The sequence below is a fragment of the Caballeronia sp. 11_S32 genome (genome assembly GCF_056930355.1).
Map to the genome: position 1 here is coordinate 1,441,555 of NZ_JBXOWH010000001.1, position 18,693 is coordinate 1,460,247.

16 protein-coding genes are annotated in these 18,693 nt (G+C 63.5%); 5 read left to right on the forward strand and 11 right to left on the reverse strand.

The window, feature by feature from the left end:
* The 11 genes from AC1Z32_RS06595 to AC1Z32_RS06645 form a co-directional block, all read right to left on the reverse strand.
* The gene (locus AC1Z32_RS06595; RefSeq protein ID WP_483477884.1) at positions 1-210 is read right to left on the reverse strand and encodes a DUF3079 domain-containing protein; all 210 of its coding nucleotides are present in this window, start codon (positions 208-210) and stop codon (positions 1-3) included.
* Positions 211-337: 127 nt separating this feature from the next.
* Positions 338-1,513, reverse strand: coding sequence for an NAD(P)H-dependent flavin oxidoreductase (locus tag AC1Z32_RS06600; protein WP_483477885.1), 1,176 nt, complete (start codon positions 1,511-1,513; stop codon positions 338-340).
* A 75-nt stretch (positions 1,514-1,588) separates the two neighbouring features.
* A complete protein-coding gene (locus AC1Z32_RS06605; RefSeq protein ID WP_483477886.1) occupies positions 1,589-2,266 on the reverse strand; it encodes a response regulator in 678 nt (225 codons plus the stop codon).
* Positions 2,267-2,311: 45 nt separating this feature from the next.
* Positions 2,312-4,108 (reverse strand): type IV pili methyl-accepting chemotaxis transducer N-terminal domain-containing protein, encoded by a 1,797-nt coding sequence (locus tag AC1Z32_RS06610; protein ID WP_483478218.1) that lies wholly within the window; start codon positions 4,106-4,108, stop codon positions 2,312-2,314.
* Between the two features lie 69 nt (positions 4,109-4,177).
* Positions 4,178-4,861, reverse strand: a complete 684-nt coding sequence (narI, locus tag AC1Z32_RS06615) for a respiratory nitrate reductase subunit gamma (RefSeq protein ID WP_483477887.1) — start codon at positions 4,859-4,861, stop codon at positions 4,178-4,180.
* Complete coding sequence (gene narJ / locus AC1Z32_RS06620; protein ID WP_483477888.1) at positions 4,858-5,529, reverse strand: nitrate reductase molybdenum cofactor assembly chaperone; 672 nt, start codon at positions 5,527-5,529, stop codon at positions 4,858-4,860. Before narJ ends, narI begins: the two co-directional genes overlap by 4 nt.
* A gap of 14 nt (positions 5,530-5,543) precedes the next feature.
* Positions 5,544-7,097 carry a nitrate reductase subunit beta gene (gene narH, locus AC1Z32_RS06625; protein ID WP_483477889.1) on the reverse strand — a complete coding sequence of 518 codons (1,554 nt, stop codon included), beginning with the start codon at positions 7,095-7,097 and terminating at the stop codon, positions 5,544-5,546.
* Complete coding sequence (locus AC1Z32_RS06630; protein WP_483477890.1) at positions 7,094-10,801, reverse strand: nitrate reductase subunit alpha; 3,708 nt, start codon at positions 10,799-10,801, stop codon at positions 7,094-7,096. The genes narH and AC1Z32_RS06630 overlap by 4 nt, the downstream gene beginning before the upstream one ends.
* A 142-nt stretch (positions 10,802-10,943) precedes the next feature.
* Entirely contained in the window at positions 10,944-12,329 is a 1,386-nt protein-coding gene (locus AC1Z32_RS06635; RefSeq protein WP_483477891.1) for a NarK family nitrate/nitrite MFS transporter, read from the reverse strand.
* Positions 12,330-12,377: 48 nt separating this feature from the next.
* Complete coding sequence (locus AC1Z32_RS06640) at positions 12,378-13,661, reverse strand: MFS transporter (RefSeq protein WP_483477892.1); 1,284 nt, start codon at positions 13,659-13,661, stop codon at positions 12,378-12,380.
* Positions 13,662-13,803: 142 nt separating this feature from the next.
* Positions 13,804-14,160, reverse strand: a complete 357-nt coding sequence (locus AC1Z32_RS06645; RefSeq protein ID WP_483478236.1) for a hypothetical protein — start codon at positions 14,158-14,160, stop codon at positions 13,804-13,806.
* Between AC1Z32_RS06645 and cyoA the strand changes: the two genes are divergently transcribed.
* From cyoA to AC1Z32_RS06670, 5 genes are all read left to right on the forward strand, one after another.
* A complete protein-coding gene (cyoA, locus tag AC1Z32_RS06650) occupies positions 14,114-14,917 on the forward strand; it encodes a ubiquinol oxidase subunit II (RefSeq protein ID WP_483477893.1) in 804 nt (267 codons plus the stop codon). The genes AC1Z32_RS06645 and cyoA overlap by 47 nt on opposite strands.
* A 3-nt stretch (positions 14,918-14,920) precedes the next feature.
* The gene (gene cyoB, locus AC1Z32_RS06655; protein ID WP_483477894.1) at positions 14,921-16,930 is read left to right on the forward strand and encodes a cytochrome o ubiquinol oxidase subunit I; all 2,010 of its coding nucleotides are present in this window, start codon (positions 14,921-14,923) and stop codon (positions 16,928-16,930) included.
* On the forward strand, positions 16,931-17,533 hold the full coding sequence (gene cyoC / locus AC1Z32_RS06660) for a cytochrome o ubiquinol oxidase subunit III (RefSeq protein ID WP_483477895.1): 603 nt from the start codon (positions 16,931-16,933) through the stop codon (positions 17,531-17,533).
* The gene (gene cyoD / locus AC1Z32_RS06665; protein WP_483477896.1) at positions 17,533-17,865 is read left to right on the forward strand and encodes a cytochrome o ubiquinol oxidase subunit IV; all 333 of its coding nucleotides are present in this window, start codon (positions 17,533-17,535) and stop codon (positions 17,863-17,865) included. Before cyoC ends, cyoD begins: the two co-directional genes overlap by 1 nt.
* A gap of 164 nt (positions 17,866-18,029) precedes the next feature.
* Positions 18,030-18,347 (forward strand): hypothetical protein, encoded by a 318-nt coding sequence (locus AC1Z32_RS06670; RefSeq protein ID WP_483477897.1) that lies wholly within the window; start codon positions 18,030-18,032, stop codon positions 18,345-18,347.
* Positions 18,348-18,693 lie beyond the last annotated feature (346 nt).

Consider the following 18,693-nt stretch of genomic DNA (forward strand, 5'->3'; position numbering starts at 1 on the left):
TTAGCGCCCCGGTTGAATCGACTTCGCGTTCGCTTCGACCTCGATGCCCCAGTCGCCCTGCTCGTACCAGTCTTCGCCGAGAAGCTCAGCGGGATGCTGCGTGCGGCTCGAGCCGTTGCCGCAGCGCATGGCGTCCGTTGCGCAATAGTGGTCGCAGCCCCAGCAATTGCGTTCGGGATGCTTCGGGTTCAGGGGAAAGCGCTTGGACATCGTGTCGATACTCCTTCTGTTGCAGCGTGCGAGCCGTCGATATCAAGACTAGAGCCGCGCCTTGGCTAAGCCAATAGGAACGCGACGATCGGTCGCGGCTCGCAGCGAAACTGCCTGTTTCGGCTTTTCAACACGCGGCGGGCGCCGCCTTCGTCGCACCTGTCAGCAGCAGCTCGATCAGATCGCGCACGCTGCGGATCGCCGCACCGAACGGCAGCCTTTCACGCCCGCGGAAAAACAGGCCATTGCCGACATCGCCGCGCAATGCCGCCGCGAGACGCGTATCGATGCAGAAGTGCCCGAACTTTTCGATGCCGTCGCGCAGGCCGCACGCCGTGAGACATTCGAGCGACGACGGGCACGTCTGCTTGCGCGCGCCGATCTTCGTGCGGATGCGTTCCTCGTTGCGCAGATAGCGCATGAGCCACGGCGTCTTCACTGCGCGCGCGGGCAAGCCGGTCACGCTGACGAATTCGACGATGTCCTCCGGCTCCGCTTCGGCCAGCACGCGCTTGAACGCCGGGTGCGCGTCGCCCTCTTCGGTGACCGCGAAAGGCGTGCCGATCTGCACGCCGTTCGCGCCGGCCGCGAGCCACTTGCTCACCGCCTCATGACTGTTGATGCCGCCCGCGACGATCACCGGCACATCCGAGCGCTTCAGCCCGAGCGACGCGAACGATGCATCGAGCTCCGAGAGCACGCGCTCGAAACCGAAGCGCTCGTCGTCCATGTCGGCGACGTCGGTCACGCCGAGATGGCCGCCCGCGTGCGCCGGATGCTCGATCACGATGGCGTCGGGCAAGCGGCCCTTCTTCATCCACTTCTTGAGCACGAGCGTGACGCCGCGGCTGTCGGACAGAATCGGGATCAGCGCGATTTCGCAGCCTTGCGTGAGATCGGGAAGGTCGAGCGGCAGGCCCGCGCCCATCACGATGGCATCGGCGCCTTCCTCGCACGCGACGCGTACATAGTCGGCATGCGAGCGCACGGCCTTCATCACGTTGACGGCGATCATGCCGCGCCCTTCCGACAACGCACGCGCCGCGTTGATTTCACGCGCGAGCGCGGTGAGATTGGCGCGCTCGAGCATCTCGCGCGAAGCGTCTTCGCGGCACATGGCGAGCAGATCGTCGTGGTGATGGCGCAGGTCGATGCTCGCGATGGTGCCGAGCGCGCCTTCGCGCGCCACGCTGCCCGCCAGACGGTGCGCGGACACGCCAACGCCCATGCCGCCCTGCACGATCGGCAGCAGGCTGCGGCCGCGGATCGTGAGCGGCGCGAATGAATGTGCGTGAGTGGTCATGTGTGATTCGCTTTGAAATGATTTCATGTTGTACGGCTCGATGTGTTGCGCGGTGCGCTGCGTGGCGCCGGGCGCTCACGCGGCTTCCGTGGTCCGCGGCGCATCCGGCGCGCCATGCCCGACCGCGTAGATCGCCACCTGCACGCGGCTCGTGAGATTGAGTTTGCGAAGAATGTTGCGCACGTGAATCTTCACCGTGCTCTCCGCGAGCATCAGCGTGCGTGCGATTTCCTTGTTGCTCGCGCCGCGCGCCAGTTCTCGCATGATGTCGCGCTCGCGCGTCGTGAGCGAATCCGCCGCAACCGCTTGCGCCGGCGCTGGCGCGGGTTTCGGCGCGCGCATGCTGGCGACGAGCTTCGCCGTCATGTCATCCGCGATGACGGGCTGGCCCGCCGCCGCCTTGCGGATCGCGTCCGCGAGGGTGTCCGGCTCGATGCTCTTCAACAGATAGCCGCACGCGCCTGCGCGCAATGCGAGCGTGAGTTCCTCGACAGCCTCCGACACGGTCAGCATGACGACCGCGCTATGCGGCAAATCCTGCACGAGCAGCTTCAGCGTTTCGAGCCCGGAAAGCCCGGGCATGTTGAGATCGAGCAGAATGACATCCGGATGGAACTGCTTCGCGCGCTTGAGGCCCTCGAGCCCGTCCGCCGCTTCGCCGACGACTTCGAAATCGGACTGCCGTTGCAAAAGCGCGTGGACGCCTGAGCGGAACAGCGCGTGATCGTCGATCAACAGGATGCGGATGGTCATGGCACAACTCGGAGCAGCACGCAAAACAGACGCCTTCGACGAAGCTCAGGCGGCCTGACGCGCCTCGCCCGGAAGAATGAGTTCGACGCGTGCGCCGCGTCCCGGTGCTCCGGTCAGTCGAAGCGTGGCGCCGAGCCTTCGCGCGCGCTCGCGCATTATGTGAAAGCCGACGTGCGTCTCGCCCAGGGCGGCCATCTCATCGGGATCGTAGCCTTGGCCGTCATCATCGACAAGGAGGGTGAAATCACGACCATTGACGATCGTCACGTTTACGCGCTGTGCCTCCGCGTGCTTGCGAATATTCGAGAGTGCCTCCTGAAGAATGAACAGCACCTGCAATTGCTGATCCGGCGGCATGGGCAGGCCGCCTTCGTCGCGATAGTCGAGCGCGGGTGTGATGCCCGTCTGCATGCCGAAGCGATCGATGGATTCGTCCACCGCGCGCCGCAACTCGCCGCTGCCGAGCCTGGTGCGGAAGTTGATCAGCAGCTCGCGTACGTCGTCGTAACTTTCGTCCACGCCGCCCGCGAGCAGCGGCACGATGTCGCGAATCTCGTCGATGCGCGCCTCGCGCGTCGCCGCATCGAGCAGATGCACCTGCATCTTCAGAAAATTGAGGCTCTGCGCGATGCTGTCGTGCAGCCCTTGCGCGACGAGATTGCGCTCTTCCGATACCGCGAGCTGCCGCGCCAGCGCTGCGAGCCGCCGGCTCTTGAGGGCGGTGCCGAAATGCGCGCCGAGCGTTTCGAGCAACTGCGCCTCCGAAGCCGGAATGGCTCGCTCGCCGCTGAAATGCAACGAGAAGACGCCGAGCTTCTCCCCTTGCGACACGATGTCGAACGCGGCCACGCTCGCGAAACCCGCGCGCTCGCAGGACCGCTCATCACATACGCAGGCATTCGCGGAGAAACAGCGTTCGTCCTGAAGCAGATCGTCGGGGAGTCCTTCCGATCCAATCAGACGCACCTGATCGCCCTGCGCCGAGACGAGACGAACCGCCGCACCGTCCGCGTCGAATTGACGCGTGAGGCGCGCGAGAAAGCCGCGGCACAACGCATCGACGTCATTCGGCTGGTTGAGGAACGCCGCCATTTCATAAAGCGTCGTGAGCTCGCGATTCTGCGCGGCGAGCTCCGCCGTCTTCGCTTCGACGCGTCCCGCAAGGTCGTGATAGAGCGTCTGCAGTTCGGCGGCCATGCGATTGAAGCCCGCGGCGAGACGTCCGAATTCGTCTTGCGTCTCGACGGGCAGACGCGCGTCGAACTCGCGGCCCTCGATGCGCGCAAGCCCTTCCTGAAGCCGTTGAACCGGCACGACGATCCACAGATAGAGCAGATAGACGATCGCCACCGTGCCGAGGCATGCCATCGCGGCGAGCGCCATCTGCGACATGCGCAACCACGCCGTCTTGCGCGCGTTTTCCTGTTCGATGAGACCGACCAGCTCATCCGCGCCCGCGACGAAGCCCGGCAGTTCGCGCAGATAACGCGGCACCGCTTCAGGATTGCCGGCCATGCCCTGACGCACGTCCGGTTCGAGCCGCGCATGCCACGCGCTCGCCACCTTTTCGAACTGGCGATGTACGTTCGCGTCATGCGGGAGAAAGAGCGGGCGCGCTGCGTCGCCGTGTCGCAGGCGATCGAGCGTCGCGTTCATCTGATCGATGTGCGATTGCAACGTCGAGGACGGCATCGCCTCGCGCTCGAGCAGTGCAATCGCCACCGCGTTCGAGCGCATGCGCAGGCTGCCCGCATCGTTGATGGCGGCGCCCGCGCCCTGCAGTTGCCACGAGAGCCAGAGCGTCCCGCCGATCATCGCGAGCACGAGAATCAGCGCCACCATCGACAGCGTGACGATGCGCGTGGTCAGACGTTCGCGAAACGATGGCAAGGACGTTCTCCAGTTCAGGGCTCAGCGGCTGCGGACCAGCTGCCACGCCCGCGTGAGATAGCCGAGCGAAGCGAAGCCGCTCCAGACGTGCACGAGACGCGTGAACGGGAAGATCACGAAAAGGCTCATGCCCATGAACAAATGTACACGGAAGAGCAGCGGCGCAGAAGCGACATAACTCGCCGCATCGGCTTGGAACGTCACGATGTGCTGCGCCCAGGTCATGAGACGCACCATCATCGAGCCATCCATGTGACCGGCCGACACGCCGATCGTCGAAAGGCCGAGCAGCAGCGTGACGAGAATCCACAGCAGCAGCACGCGGTCGCCGATCTTCGTCACGGCGGAAAGCCGTGCGCTCGTCAGGCGGCGATGCAGCAGGATCAGCAGGCCCGCGAGACACATCGTGCCCATCACGCCGCCCGCGACCATCGCGAAGGCCTGCTTGACGCTGTGCTCGATGCCGAGCGCGTCCCATACGGCGACCGGCGTGAGCAGGCCGACGAGATGACCGAAGAACAGCCCCAGGATTCCGATGTGAAACAGGATATTGCCAACCCTGAGATTGCCGCGCTCGACGAGCTGCGTGCTGTCCGCTTTCCACGTGTACTGCTCGCGCTCGAAGCGCACGAGGCTGCCGAACAGAAAGATGCTGGCGGCGATGTACGGATAAATGCCGAACACGAAGGCGTTGAACATGTTCATCGTGCGTCCTTTGCGATGGATGCGCCCGCGCCGGTCACGGCGCCGCGCGGATGAAAGCGGATGGTCTGCGTCTGCCCGCGCACGGGCGCGAGCAGCGGCTCGACGCCGTCCGGACCGGGCCCGAAGGTTTCGAGCATCTCGTCCATGTCGCGCACGGGCGGCTCTGCGAGCGGACGCGGCTCGACCGCGCTCGATTCACGCAAGACCGCGAACACCGCGGCATACGGGCTCTGATCGCGCGCGAGGCGCTCGCCGATCGCGTTGAGCACATGAATCGCGTCATCGAGCAATGCCTGCGCGCGCGTCGGCTCCACCGCGCCCAGCACTTCGAGAAAGAGCGGCACGTAGTCGGGCAACTCGTTCGCTTCGATATCGAGGCCGAGACCGCGATACTCGTCGAGCAGATCGACCATTGCCTGACCGCGATCGCGGCTCTCGCCGTGGATATGCTCGAAGAGATGCAGCGAGTGCGACGGATTGCGGTCGAACGTCGCGACATACGTCTGCTGCGACTCGATCAACGGACGCTTCAGCGACGCGATGAGCGGCGCGAGACACGCCCCGGCCTGCGGCCAGTCGTGCAGCGCGGATTCGATTTCAGGCAGCGCGTCGAGCAGCGCGGGCTCGGGATAATCGAGCAGGGCGGAAAGAATGGAATAGAGCGACATCGTTTGATCCTCCTTCAGCCTTCCGACAAAGCCTTCTTGCGCGACTTCGGCAGCGCCGCGTAGCTCACTTCGCCGTGCGTTCTCGAACCGAACAGCGATCCGTCCGACGCGCCCGGCGAGCCGCAATTGCCGAACGAAAAGCCGCAACTGCCCTTTTCGTCGAAGCTGTCCTGCGCCATTTCCTTGTGCGACGACGGCACGACGAAACGGTCCTCGTAGTTCGCGATCGCCATCAGTTGATACATCTCTTCCACTTGGGCAGCCGTGAGTCCGACGTCGTTCAGCACGGCTTCGTCCTTCACGCCGTTCACGTTTTGCGCGCGCTTATAGGCGCGCATCGCGAGCATGCGATCGAGCGCGGCGACGATGGGCGCCTCATCGCCGGCGGTGAGCAGGTTCGCGAGATAACGCATTGGAATGCGCAGGCTCTTCACGTCGGGAATCACGCCGTTCAGACCCATGTGGCCCGCGTCCGCGGCTGATTGAATCGGGGAAAGCGGCGGCACGTACCACACCATCGGCAGCGTGCGGTACTCGGGATGCAGCGGGAACGCCACCTTCCACTCGCACGCCATGCGATACACCGGCGAGCGCTTCGCGGCGTCGAGCCAGCTTTGCGCGATGCCCTGACGCAGCGCTTCGGCCTGAACGTGCGGATCGTGTGGATCGAGAAACAGATCGAGCTGCGACTGATACAGGTCCGTCGTCGCTTCGACGGATGCCGCCTCGGCAATGCGGTCCGCGTCATAGAGCATCACGCCGAGATAGCGGATGCGCCCCACGCACGTTTCCGAGCATACGGTCGGCTCGCCCGCTTCGATGCGCGGATAGCAGAACACGCACTTCTCCGCCTTGCCCGACTTCCAGTTGAAGTACATCTTCTTGTATGGGCAGCCGGACACGCACATGCGCCATCCACGGCACTTGTCCTGGTCGACGAGCACGATGCCATCGTCCTCGCGCTTGTACACCGAGCCCGACGGGCACGACGCCACGCAAGCGGGGTTCAGGCAGTGCTCGCACAGGCGCGGCAGATACATCATGAAGGTGTTCTCGAAGGTCGAGTACATCTCCTTCTGCACGTTCTCGAAGAGCGCGTCGCGGCCGCGCGATTCGAACTCGCCGCCGAGATCGTCTTCCCAGTTCGGCCCCCAATGGATCTTGTCCATCTTCTTGCCGGTGATCGCCGACACGGGGCGCGCGGTGGGCGGCGTCTCCGAGAGCGGCGCGTTCTGCAGGCGCTCGTAGTCGTAGGTGAACGGCTCGTAGTAGTCGTCGATCGCGGGAAGATTCGGGTTCGCGAAGAGGTTCGCCAGCACTTTCAGCTTCCCGCCCTGACGCGGCTCGAGGCTGCCGTCGCTCTTGCGAACCCAGCCGCCGTTCCACTTCTCCTGGTTCTCCCACTGCTTCGGATAGCCGATGCCCGGCTTCGTCTCGACGTTGTTGAACCATGCGTACTCAACGCCATCGCGCGAGGTCCACACGTTCTTGCACGTCACCGAACACGTATGGCAGCCGATGCACTTGTCGAGATTCAAAACCATCGCCACCTGGGCGCGGATCTTCATGATGCTGCTCCTTCCTTGAGCGGGCCTTCGAGCCATTCCACTTTTTTCATCTTCCGCACGATCACGTACTCGTCGCGGTTGCTGCCCACGGTGCCGTAGTAGTTGAAACCGTAGGCCTGTTGCGCGTATCCGCCGATCATGTGCGTCGGTTTAAGCACGGTGCGCGTCACCGAGTTATGAATGCCGCCGCGCATGCCGCTCGTCTCCGCGCCCGGCACGTTGATGATCTTTTCCTGCGCGTGATACATGAGGCACATGCCGCGCGGCACGCGCTGACTCACGACGACGCGCGCCGTCAGCGTGCCGTTCACGTTGAACACTTCGACCCAGTCGTTGTCCGCAAGGCCGGCTTCCTTCGCTTCCGCTTCCGAGACCCACACGTGCGGACCGCCGCGCGACAGCGTGAGCATGCGCAGGTTGTCGGTGTAGGTGGAGTGAATGCCCCACTTCTGGTGCGGCGTGATCCAGTTGAGCACGAGTTCATGCTCGCCGTTGGGCTTCGCGCCGAGCATCGGCGAGATGGTCTTCGTGTCGATCGCGGGCTTGTAGACGCACGAGCCTTCGCCGAAGTCCAGCATCCAGCGATGATCCTGATAGAACTGTTGCCGCCCCGTGAGCGTGCGCCATGGAATCAGCTCGTGCACGTTCGTGTAGCCCGCGTTGTAGCTGACTTCCTCCGATTCGAGCCCGGACCACGTCGGCGCGGAGATGATCTTGCGCGGCTGCGCCTGAACATCGCGGAAACGGATCTTGTCGTGCTCGCGGCCGACCGCGAGATGCGTGTGGTCGCGGCCCGTGATCTTCGAGAGCGCTTCCCACGCCTTCACCGCGACGTGGCCGTTCGTTTCCGGCGCGAACGTCAGGATCATCTCGGCGGCATCGACTGCGGTTTCGAGGCGCGGACGTCCCTTGTTCTCGCCCGACAGCGACGCGAGTTCGCTGACTTCATGCGCCGTGTTCCAGTTGATGCCCTTGCCGCCATTGCCGAGCTTTTCCAGCAACGGCCCAACCGATGTGAACTTGTCGTAGATCGCGCTGTAATCGCGCTCGACGAGCGTCATCGAAGGCGCGGTCTTGCCGGGAATCAGATCGCATTCGCCATGACGCCAGTCCTTCGGCTCGAACGCCTGGCCGAGTTCGCCCGGCGTGTCGTGCATGAGCGGCGTGCAGACGAGATCCGTGCGCGTGCCCAGATGCTTGCCGCCGATCTCCGCGAACTTCTTCGCGATCGCCTTATAGATTTCCCAGTCGCTCTTGCTCTCCCACAACGGCTGCACCGCCTCCGACAACGGATGGATGAACGGATGCATGTCCGATGTGTTGAGGTCGTTCTTCTCGTAGAAGGTCGCGCTCGGCAGCACGATGTCCGCGTAGAGGCACGTGGTGCTCATGCGGAAATCGAGCACGGTCAGCAGATCGAGCTTGCCTTCGGCGGCGTCGCGCACATTGACTTCGGCGGGCTTGATCGCGTCGGCTTCATCGGCGAACAGCGCGTTCTGCGTGCCGAGCAGATACTTCAGGAAGTATTCGTGTCCCTTGCCCGAGCTGCCGAGAATATTCGAGCGCCACACGAACATGTTGCGCGGGAAGTTCGCGGGATTGTCAGGATCGTCGCAGGCGAAATCGAGCGCTCCCGACTTCAGTTGCTCGACCGTATATTCAATCGGATCGCGGCCCGCGCGCTTCGCGGCATCGACGATATCGAGCGGATTCGCGCCGAGCTGCGGCGCCGAAGGCAGCCATCCCATGCGTTCGGACTTCGCGTTCATGTCGAGCATCGAGAGATTCTCGTAACGCGACTTGTCGGCGGTCGGCCCGAGAATCTCGTCGAGCGCGACTTTCTCGTGACGCCACTGGCTCGTGTGGTTATAGAAGAACGACGTGCCGTTCATCTGACGCGGCGGACGCGACCAGTCGAGCGCGAACGCGAGCGGCGCCCAGCCGAACTGCGGGCGCAGCTTTTCCTGGCCGACGTAATGCGCCCAGCCGCCGCCGCTCTTGCCGACGCAGCCGCACATCATCAAAAGATTGATGATGCCGCGATAGATCATGTCGTTGTGATACCAGTGATTCAGCGCCGCGCCGACGATCACCATGCTCTTGCCCTGCGTGCGGTCCGCGTTGTCCGCGAACTCGCGCGCCACCTGAATGACGAGATGGCGCGGCACGGTCGTGTGCTTCTCCTGCCATGCGGGCGTGTAGGGCACATCGTCATCGTAGGATGTGGCGACGTTCGGGCCGCCGAGACCCTGATCGACGCCGTAGTTCGCCATCTGCAAGTCGTACACCGTGGCGACGCACGCGCTGGCGCCGTCCGCGAGTGTGATGCGTTTGACGGGCACGCGTCGCGCGAGCAGCGCGTCATGTTCCGCGCCGAAGTACGGGAAGCTCACATCGGCCACTTCGTCGTGCGCGCCGATGAGCGACAGGCGCGGATCGATATCGCGGCCCGAACCGCCGTCCTTCAGCTCGAGATTCCAGCGCCCAACCTTCGCGCCGTCGTTGTGATTCGACTCGCCCCAGCGGAAGCCGATCGAGCCGTTCGGCGCGACGATCTCGCCGCTCGTCTCATCGATGACGAGCGTCTTCCATTGCGGATTGTTCGCTTCGTCGAGATCGTTCTTCAACTGCGATGCGCGCAGGAAATGATCGGGAACCAGCGTGCCTTCGTGTTCGCGCAGCACGACGAGCATCGGCATGTCGGTATAGCGCTTCACGTAGTCGCGGAAGTACGCGGACTTGCCGCTCGCGTGGAATTCCTTCAGCACGACATGGCCCATCGCCATCGCGAGCGCGGCGTCGGTGCCCTGCTTCGGCGCGAGCCAGATATCGCCGAACTTCACCATCTCGCCGTAATCGGACGAGACCGCGACGGTCTTCGTGCCCTTGTAGCGCACCTCCGTGTAGAAGTGCGCGTCAGGCGTGCGCGTTTGCGGCACGTTCGAGCCCCACACCATCAGATACGTGGAGTTGTACCAGTCGGCCGATTCGGGCACGTCCGTCTGTTCGCCCCAGATCTGCGGCGATGCGGGCGGCAGGTCGCAATACCAGTCATAGAAAGAGAGGCACGCACCGCCGATCAAACTCAGATAGCGCGCGCCGGCGGCGTAGGAAACCATCGACATCGCGGGAATCGGCGAGAAGCCGATCACGCGGTCAGGGCCGTACTTGCCGATGGTGTACGCATTCGCCGCCGCGATGATCTCGCTCGCCGTGTCCCAGTCCGCGCGCACGAAGCCGCCCAAGCCGCGCACGCTCTTGTAGCGCTGCGCCTTCGCCTTGTCTTCGCAGATCGACGCCCATGCCGCGACGGGATCGAGCGTCTTGCGCGCCTCGCGCCACATCTCGATAAGACGGCCGCGGATCATCGGATGCTTCACGCGCTGCGCGGAGTACACGTACCAGCTATACGACGCGCCCCGCGGACAGCCGCGCGGTTCATGATTCGGCAGATCGGGACGCGTGCGCGGATAGTCCGTCTGCTGCGTTTCCCATGTGATCAGACCGTTCTTGACATAGACCTTCCACGAGCACGAGCCCGTGCAGTTCACGCCATGCGTGGAACGCACGATCTTGTCGTGCTGCCATCGGCTGCGATAGCCGTTTTCCCATTTGCGGTCTTCGTTCACCACCGCGCCGTGTCCGTTCGCAAACGTGGACTTGATGCGCGACATGAACTTCAGCCGGTCCAGAAAGTGACTCATCCGTATCTCCGGGCATGTTGGCCGCGAGCGGCCATGTATTCGTTGATTCGAGTGTAAGGACGCGCCGCGTGCGCGCCCATTCCTCGAATGGGGCGGCGCCGCGCGTCATGCGGACTAGTACGCCTACGCCTTTAGGACTAGTTCAGCACGGCATCCCGGCATTGCGGCGCGCGTAGCAGAACCACGTCACGGCCGCGCACAGCGCATAGAAGCCGATGAAGCACCACAGTGCGGTGTCGGGCGAGCCGGTCGCGCTCATCGACGTGCCGAAGCTGCGCGGAATGAAGAAGCCGCCGTACGCGCCGATCGCGCCCGCGAAGCCGAGCACGGCAGCCGATTCCTTGCCCGCTTCGTGCATCGCCTGCTTCTTCACTGCGTCGGACTGGCCTTCGGCTTCGCGCTGCTTCTGCGTGAGGAAGATCACCGGAATCATGCGGAAGGTCGAGCCGTTGCCGATTCCCGTCAGCGCGAACAGCGCGATGAACATCGCGAGGAAGCCGACGAAGCTGCCGTCCGAGCCGCCATGCGGCAGGCACGTCATCACGCCGAAGACGGCGGCGATCATCGCGATGAAGGTCCACAGCGTCACGCGCGCGCCGCCGAGGCGGTCCGAAATCCAGCCGCCGAGCGGACGCGTAAGCGCGCCCGCGAGCGGCCCGAGGAACGCATACGCGGTCGGATTGACCGACGGAAACTCCGCCTTCGTCAACAGCGCGAGGCCCGCCGAGAAGCCGATGAACGAGCCGAACGTGCCGACATACAGCAGGCACATCAGCCAGTTGTGCTTGCGTCTGAAGATGACGGCCTGCTCGCTGAACGATGCCTTCGCGTCCGCGATATCGTTCATGCCGAACCATGCCGCAAGCGACGCGACCACGATGAACGGCACCCAGATGAAGCCCGCGTTCTGCAGCCAGACGCTGTGCTCGACGCCCTTCACGACATAGTCATGACCCTGGCCCGCGAACGCGCCGAACACGCTCGCCGAGATCACGAGCGGCGTGACGAACTGCACGATCGAGACGCCGAGATTGCCGATGCCCGCGTTCATGCCGGTCGCGAAGCCCTTCTTCTCCTTCGGAAAGAAGAAGCTGATGTTGGCCATCGACGAACTGAAGTTCGCGCCGCCGAGGCCGCACAGCAGCGCGAGGATGAGCAGCGTCGGATACGTCGTCGACGGATCGCGCAGCGCGAAGCCCATGCCGATTGCGGGAATCAGCAGGCTCGCCGTGGAAAACGCGGTGAAGCGCCGTCCGCCGAAGATCGGCACGAGGAACGAATAGAAGATACGCAGGGTCGCGCCGGAAAGCGGCGGCAACGCGGTAAGCCAGAACAACTGGTCTTTCGTGAAATGAAAGCCGCCCTTGTCTAGACTGACGACGACGACGCTCCACAGCGACCACACGACGAAGGCGAGCGCGAGCGCGGGAATCGAGATCCAGAGATTGCGGCGGGCGACCGATTCGCCGGTCGCGCGCCAGAAGGCCGCGTTCTCCGGCTCCCAGACGGTGAGTAGATATCTTGACATGACGATTTCTCGATGATGACGGCGCGGCACGCCGCGCCTTGTGAAAATTCAGTGCGCGCTTGCGGCGAGTTCCGGGCTTTCATTGCGCGGACGCTCGAACGTGAAGTGCATCCAGATCAGGCTGATGGCGGTCGCGCCGAACATGAGCATGAAGCAGGTGGTGCGCACGCCCGTGAGGTCGACCAGCATCCCGAAGAGAATCGGCAGCAGGAAACCGGCGAGGCCGCCCGCGAGACCGACGACGCCCGACACCGCGCCGATGTTCGCGGAGAATTCGTCCGACACGAACTTGAACACCGACGCTTTGCCGACCGCCATCGCGACGCCCACGACGAACATCAGCGCGGTGTACGCGGCCGGGCCCATCGCGATATGGAACGTGAGCGGGCCGTCCTTCGCGTGGACGACGAAATCCGTCACCGGATAGCTCAGCACGAAGAAGCACGCGAGCGCGACCCACATGACGATCCACGTCGTGCGATACGCGCCGAAGCGGTCGGACATCCAGCCGCCCAGCGCGCGCAGCATGCCGCCGGGCAGCGAGAAGCACGCGGCGAGGAACGCGGCCCGCTCGATGCCATAACCGTACTGGTTCACGTAGTACTGCGGCATCCACAACGCGAGCCCCACATAGCCGCCGAACACGACCGAATAGAACTGCGCGTAACGCAGCACGCGCCGGTCTTTCAGCACGGTCAGCTGCGCGACGAAGCCCTGCGCGCTCGCGCTGCGATGCGCGGGGTTCGACGCGGACACGAGCCAGAACAGGAGCGCCGTGACGAGCATCGCGATCGAATAGACCTTGGGCACGATGGTCCACGTGCCGGCGGCCATGATGAGCACCGGCGCGACGAACTTGGTGAGCGCGGCGCCGGAGTTGCCGGCGCCGAAGATGCCCATCGCGAGGCCCTGGCGCGACTTCGGGAACCAGCGCGCGACATACGGCGTGCCGACCGAAAACGATGCGCCCGCGAAGCCGACGAACAAGCCCAGCACGAGGAACTGCCACAACTCGGTGGCGTAGGCGACGAGCCAGATCGGGACGATGGTCACGACCATCGTCCAGAAGAAAACGGTGCGGCCGCCGAAGCGGTCGGTCCAGATGCCGAGCGGCACGCGCGCGAGCGAACCCGTGAGCACCGGCATCGCGGCGATGAGGCCGAACTCGGTATCGGTGAGATGAAGCTGCTTCTTGAGCGGAATGCCGAGGATGGCGAAGACCATCCAGATGGCGAAGCAGATCGTGAATGCGAAGGTGCTTGCGCCGAGCACGCGCCATGCGCGCGTATCGGTGGATGCGGTGGTCGGCAGGGCTGCCTTGGCGACGCTCATCGTCGTTTCCTTGTCGTTGTAGCCATGTCGACAAGGTTAGGGAGCCTCGCGCGAGACGCCTATTCGCCGCTGGGATGCGGCGTCGATGTGTCGCTAGTCCCGAGGGAGTAATCCGAACGATGCGCGCTGCAAACATCCTTTATTACACCCGCAACCGCACCTCTTCGTTGTAGACTGCCCTCCCGATCCAGCTTGGCCCGGCAGGGCCGGGTCCCACGCGACACCCTGTCGCATCAGCTTGATCTGAAACAATTTTCCAAACATTCGCGCCATCGCGAAAAATCGCGCGTGGCATGATCTTGACGCGGCGCAACGCCGCGTAACGGCGTTCTTCCGGGACGCTTCGATCAAAGAAACCAGCGAATGCAATGAATGAAAATACCCAACGTTTAGCAGTGCCGTTGTTATCGGGGTTGATAGCCAGTCTGAGTCTTTCGGGGTGCAAGCTGGAGGTGTTGGACTCGAAAGGCGTAGTTGGCGCGGCGGAAGCTTCGCTCATCGCGACCGCGACCTACACCATGCTTCTCGTGGTGGTCCCGGTGATTCTGCTCACCCTGTTCATCGCGTGGCGCTATCGGGCGTCGAACAAGAACGCCACCTACGCTCCGAAGTGGGCGCACTCCACGGCCATCGAAGTCGTGGTCTGGTCCATTCCGGCCATCATCATCCTGTACCTCGGGATCCTGACGTGGAAGACCACGCATGAGCTCGACCCGTACAAGCCGCTGCAATCGGATGTCAAGCCGATCAACGTCGAGGTCGTCGCGCTCGACTGGAAGTGGCTGTTCATCTATCCGGACCTCGGCGTCGCGTCGGTGAACCAGCTCGCGTTCCCGGTCGGCACGCCGGTGAACTTCCGCATCACCTCGGATTCGGTGATGAACTCGTTCTTCATCCCGCAGCTCGGCGGCCAGATCTACGCGATGGCCGGCATGCAGACCCGTCTGCACCTGCTCGCCGATCACGCCGGCGACTATGCGGGCATCTCGGCGAACTACAGCGGCGCAGGCTTTTCCGATATGAAGTTCCGCGCGCTCGCCATGTCCAGCGCCGACTTCGACGCGTGGCTCAAGAAAGTCAAGACCGCGCCCGAGGCATTGAGCATGGACGTCTACGCCGGCGTCGCGCGTCCGAGCGAGAAGGTCGCAGTGCGCTATTTCTCGACCGTCGATCCGAAGCTCTTCAATAACATCGTCGCCAAATACAACTACGGCCGCTTCGATGTGAATGGCGCAAATTGTGTAACCAAGGGGTAAGCCATGTTCGGCAAACTAACGCTTGAGGCGATCCCGTACCACGAACCCATCATCATGGGGGCGACCGTCTTCATGGCGATCCTCGCAATCGGTACGGTTGGCCTTATCACCAAACTCGGCAAATGGGGCTGGCTCTGGCGCGAGTATCTGACTTCGGTCGATCACAAGCGCATCGGTGTCATGTATCTCGTCGTCGCCGGGCTGATGCTCGTGCGCGGCTTCGCCGACGCTGTCATGATGCGCCTGCAGCAGGCCATCGCTCTCGACGGGCCCGGCTATCTGCCGCCGCATCACTTCGACCAGGTCTTCTCGGCGCACGGCACCATCATGATCTTCTTCATGGCCATGGCGCTGCTGGTCGCGTTCTTCAACCTCGTCGTGCCCCTGCAGATCGGCGCGCGCGACGTGGCGTTCCCGTTCATCAACTCGCTCTCGTTCTGGATGACGGCCGTGGCCGCCATTCTGATCAACGTGTCGCTTTTCATCGGCGAGTTCTCGACGACCGGCTGGCTCGCGTATCCGCCGCTCTCCGAGACGCAGTTCAGTCCCGGCGTCGGCGTGGATTACTACATCTGGGCGTTGCAGTTGTCCGGCGTCGGCACGCTCTTGACCGGCGTGAACTTCTTCGTGACGATCGTGAAGATGCGCGCGCCCGGCATGACGTGGATGAAGATGCCGGTCTTCACGTGGACGGCGTTCTGCTCGAACGTGCTGATCATGGCGACGTTTCCGATCCTGACCGTGGCGCTCGCGCTGCTCGGCCTCGACCGCTACCTCGGCATGCACTTCTTCACGAACGACGGCGGCGGCAACCCGATGGTCTACCTGAACCTGATCTGGGCCTGGGGTCACCCTGAGGTCTACATCCTGGTTCTGCCCGCGTTCGGCATCTATTCGGAAGTGGTCGCTACGTTCTCGAAGAAGCCGCTGTTCGGCTACAAGACGATGGTCTGGGCGACGTGCTGCATCATGGTGCTGTCGTTCCTCGTGTGGCTGCACCACTTCTTCACGATGGGTTCCGGCGCGAACGTCAATGCCTTCTTCGGCATTATGACGATGGTCATCTCCATCCCGACGGGCGTGAAGATCTTCAACTGGCTCTTCACGATGTACCGCGGCCGCGTGCAATTCACGACGCCGGTGTTGTGGACCATCGGCTTCGTCATCACGTTCACGCTCGGCGGCATGACCGGCGTGATGCTGGCGATTCCGGGCGCGGACTTCGTGCTGCACAACAGCCTGTTCCTGATCGCGCACTTCCATAACGCGATCATCGGCGGTGTGGTGTTCGGCTACTTCGCGGGCGTGCAGTACTGGTGGCCGAAGGTCTTCGGCTTCAAGCTCGACGAAAAGCTCGGCCGCAATGCGTTCGTCTGCTGGTTCGTGGGCTTCTTCGTCGCGTTCGTGCCGATCTACATCCTCGGCTTCATGGGTATGACGCGCCGCCTGAACCACTACGACAACCCGGCATGGCAGCCGTACCTGATCGTGGCTGCTGTCGGCGTGGGCATCATCGCGCTGGGCGTCGTGTTCCAGGTCTTGCAGATCGTGGTGAGCATCCTGCGCCGCAATCAGCCCGCCTATCGCGATGTGAATGGCGATCCGTGGGACGCGCGCACGCTCGAATGGACGATCAGTTCGCCGCCGCCGGTCTACAACTTCGCGAACATTCCGGCTGTGCGCGAGCTCGACGATTTCGCCGATGCGAAGGAGCACGGCCGCATCGACACGCGTCCGTATGGCGACATCCATATGCCGTCGAACACGAGCGCGGGTCTCGTGATCGGTCTGTTCGCCCTGGCGCTGGGTTTCGCCGGGATCTGGCACATCTGGTGGCTGGCTATCGCGAGCTTTGTCGGCATCGCCGCGACGGCGATCGGTTACAGCTTCCGTGAGAACGCCGGCTTCATCATCCCGGCGGCGACCGTGAAGTCGACCGAAGAGCGCAATCGCCCGCCGAAGGCACCTGCGAAGGCAGGCGCGGCGCGCGAACTGGAACTGGAGGCAATGTAAATGTCGCAATCGACACTTCCCGCGCATCACGCGCACGAGCATGAACACCAGTCGCATTCGGTGTTCGGCTTCTGGGCCTATCTGATGACCGACTGCGTGCTGTTCGCGTCGCTCTTCGCGACCTTCGCGATGTTCGCGATGCAAACGGCAGGCGGCCCCACGCCCAAGGAGCTTTTCAACCTGAAGGACGTCGCGTACGAAACGGCGCTGCTTCTCACGAGCAGCCTGACCTTCGGTCTCGCGATGATCTCGGCGCACCGCAGAAGGTCGGGTGCGGTGCTCGCGTGGCTCTTCGTCACGGCGCTGCTCGGCGCGGGCTTCCTGTGGCTGGAGCTGCATGAGTTCGCGCATCTGATCGCGAAAGGCGCGGGTCCGCAGCGCAGCGCGTTCTGGTCGGCGTTCTTCACGCTCGTCGGCACGCACGGTTTGCACGTGACCATCGGCCTTGTGTGGCTCGCGGTGCTGGCCGTCCAGATCATGCGCAAGCCGCAGATGAGCGGGCGCGAACTGCGCCGCCTCGCCTGCCTGAGCCTTTTCTGGCACTTCCTCGACATCGTCTGGATTTGCGTGTTTTCCTTCGTCTATCTTGGGAGCGTCGTCTGATGGCACATACGCATACCGAATCAAGCGATTTCCCGCACGTCACCGTGCGCGGTTATCTCATCGGCTTCGTGCTGGCTGTGGTGCTGACCGTGGCGTCGTTCTGGGCCGCGACCTCGGGCGGGTTCAAGGGCGAAAGCGCGCTCGTCGCGCTTGCTGTTCTCGCCGCCATTCAGATGATCGTGCATGTGGTGTTCTTCCTGCACGTGAACGCGTCGAAGGGACAGCGCTGGCATGCGCTGTCGTTCGCTTACACCATCGCGATGTCGCTGGTGATCGTCGTCGGCACGGTGTGGGTGATGCATAACGTGCACATGCTGATGATGGCGCGGTAAGCCTCGGCTTCATCGTGCGATCAAAGGCGGGCCCGCTTGCGGGTCCGCCTTTTTTTCATTTCGGTGCGCATAGGAATACGCGGCACGGTGTTTGCGTCAGTCGTGGTCAAGCAGGCGGTATCCGTCTGCGTGTACATTCCAGTCCGATCAAGGAGGGACCGATCATGAGCAAGGCAACCAGCAAGTTAATCGCGGCCGTCGCCGCACTCACGCTGTCGGGCGGCGCTTTTGCGCAGGCGGCCGGAGGAGGCACGAGCGGCGCCGGTTCGACTGGCAGCACGGCTAGCCCGGCGAACCAGGTGAACCGTGCCACGGACGGCGGATACGGCACGCCAGGCGCCACCAATTCGGAAAGCGGCATGACCGCCAGGTCGCCGAATTCGGGCCTGCCGAGCAGCACGAACAGCACGACGAATAGCGCGCCCACGAGCAACAACACGCTGGCGACCCCGAGCGTCAAATCGCCGGCCGCTAAGCAATAACGGCCGTTAAAGAGGGCGGCCAGCCGCGAATAAGCGGTCGCACGGGCGCGCGAGTCATTGCGACCAGCGGCTCAGTTTCGCGGCTAGCCGTCGCTAGTCGATACGACCGAACTGCACGGTCTCAGGCTGTCGCGCGGCCTGCTCTGCCAAACGGCGTCGGATTCGCATCCAAATCGAATGACCGTTTCGCGGACGTTCGAACGACGAACGCCATTCACTTCCCCTCAAACACGTTTCTCCCGCTGCGTTCTCAGCGCGCAACGCGCCTTAGCAGCGCTAACTCATCACGCGTTGAAGAATCTTGACAATCCGCGCAAGCGGCGCGAATATCTGTCCATAATTTGAT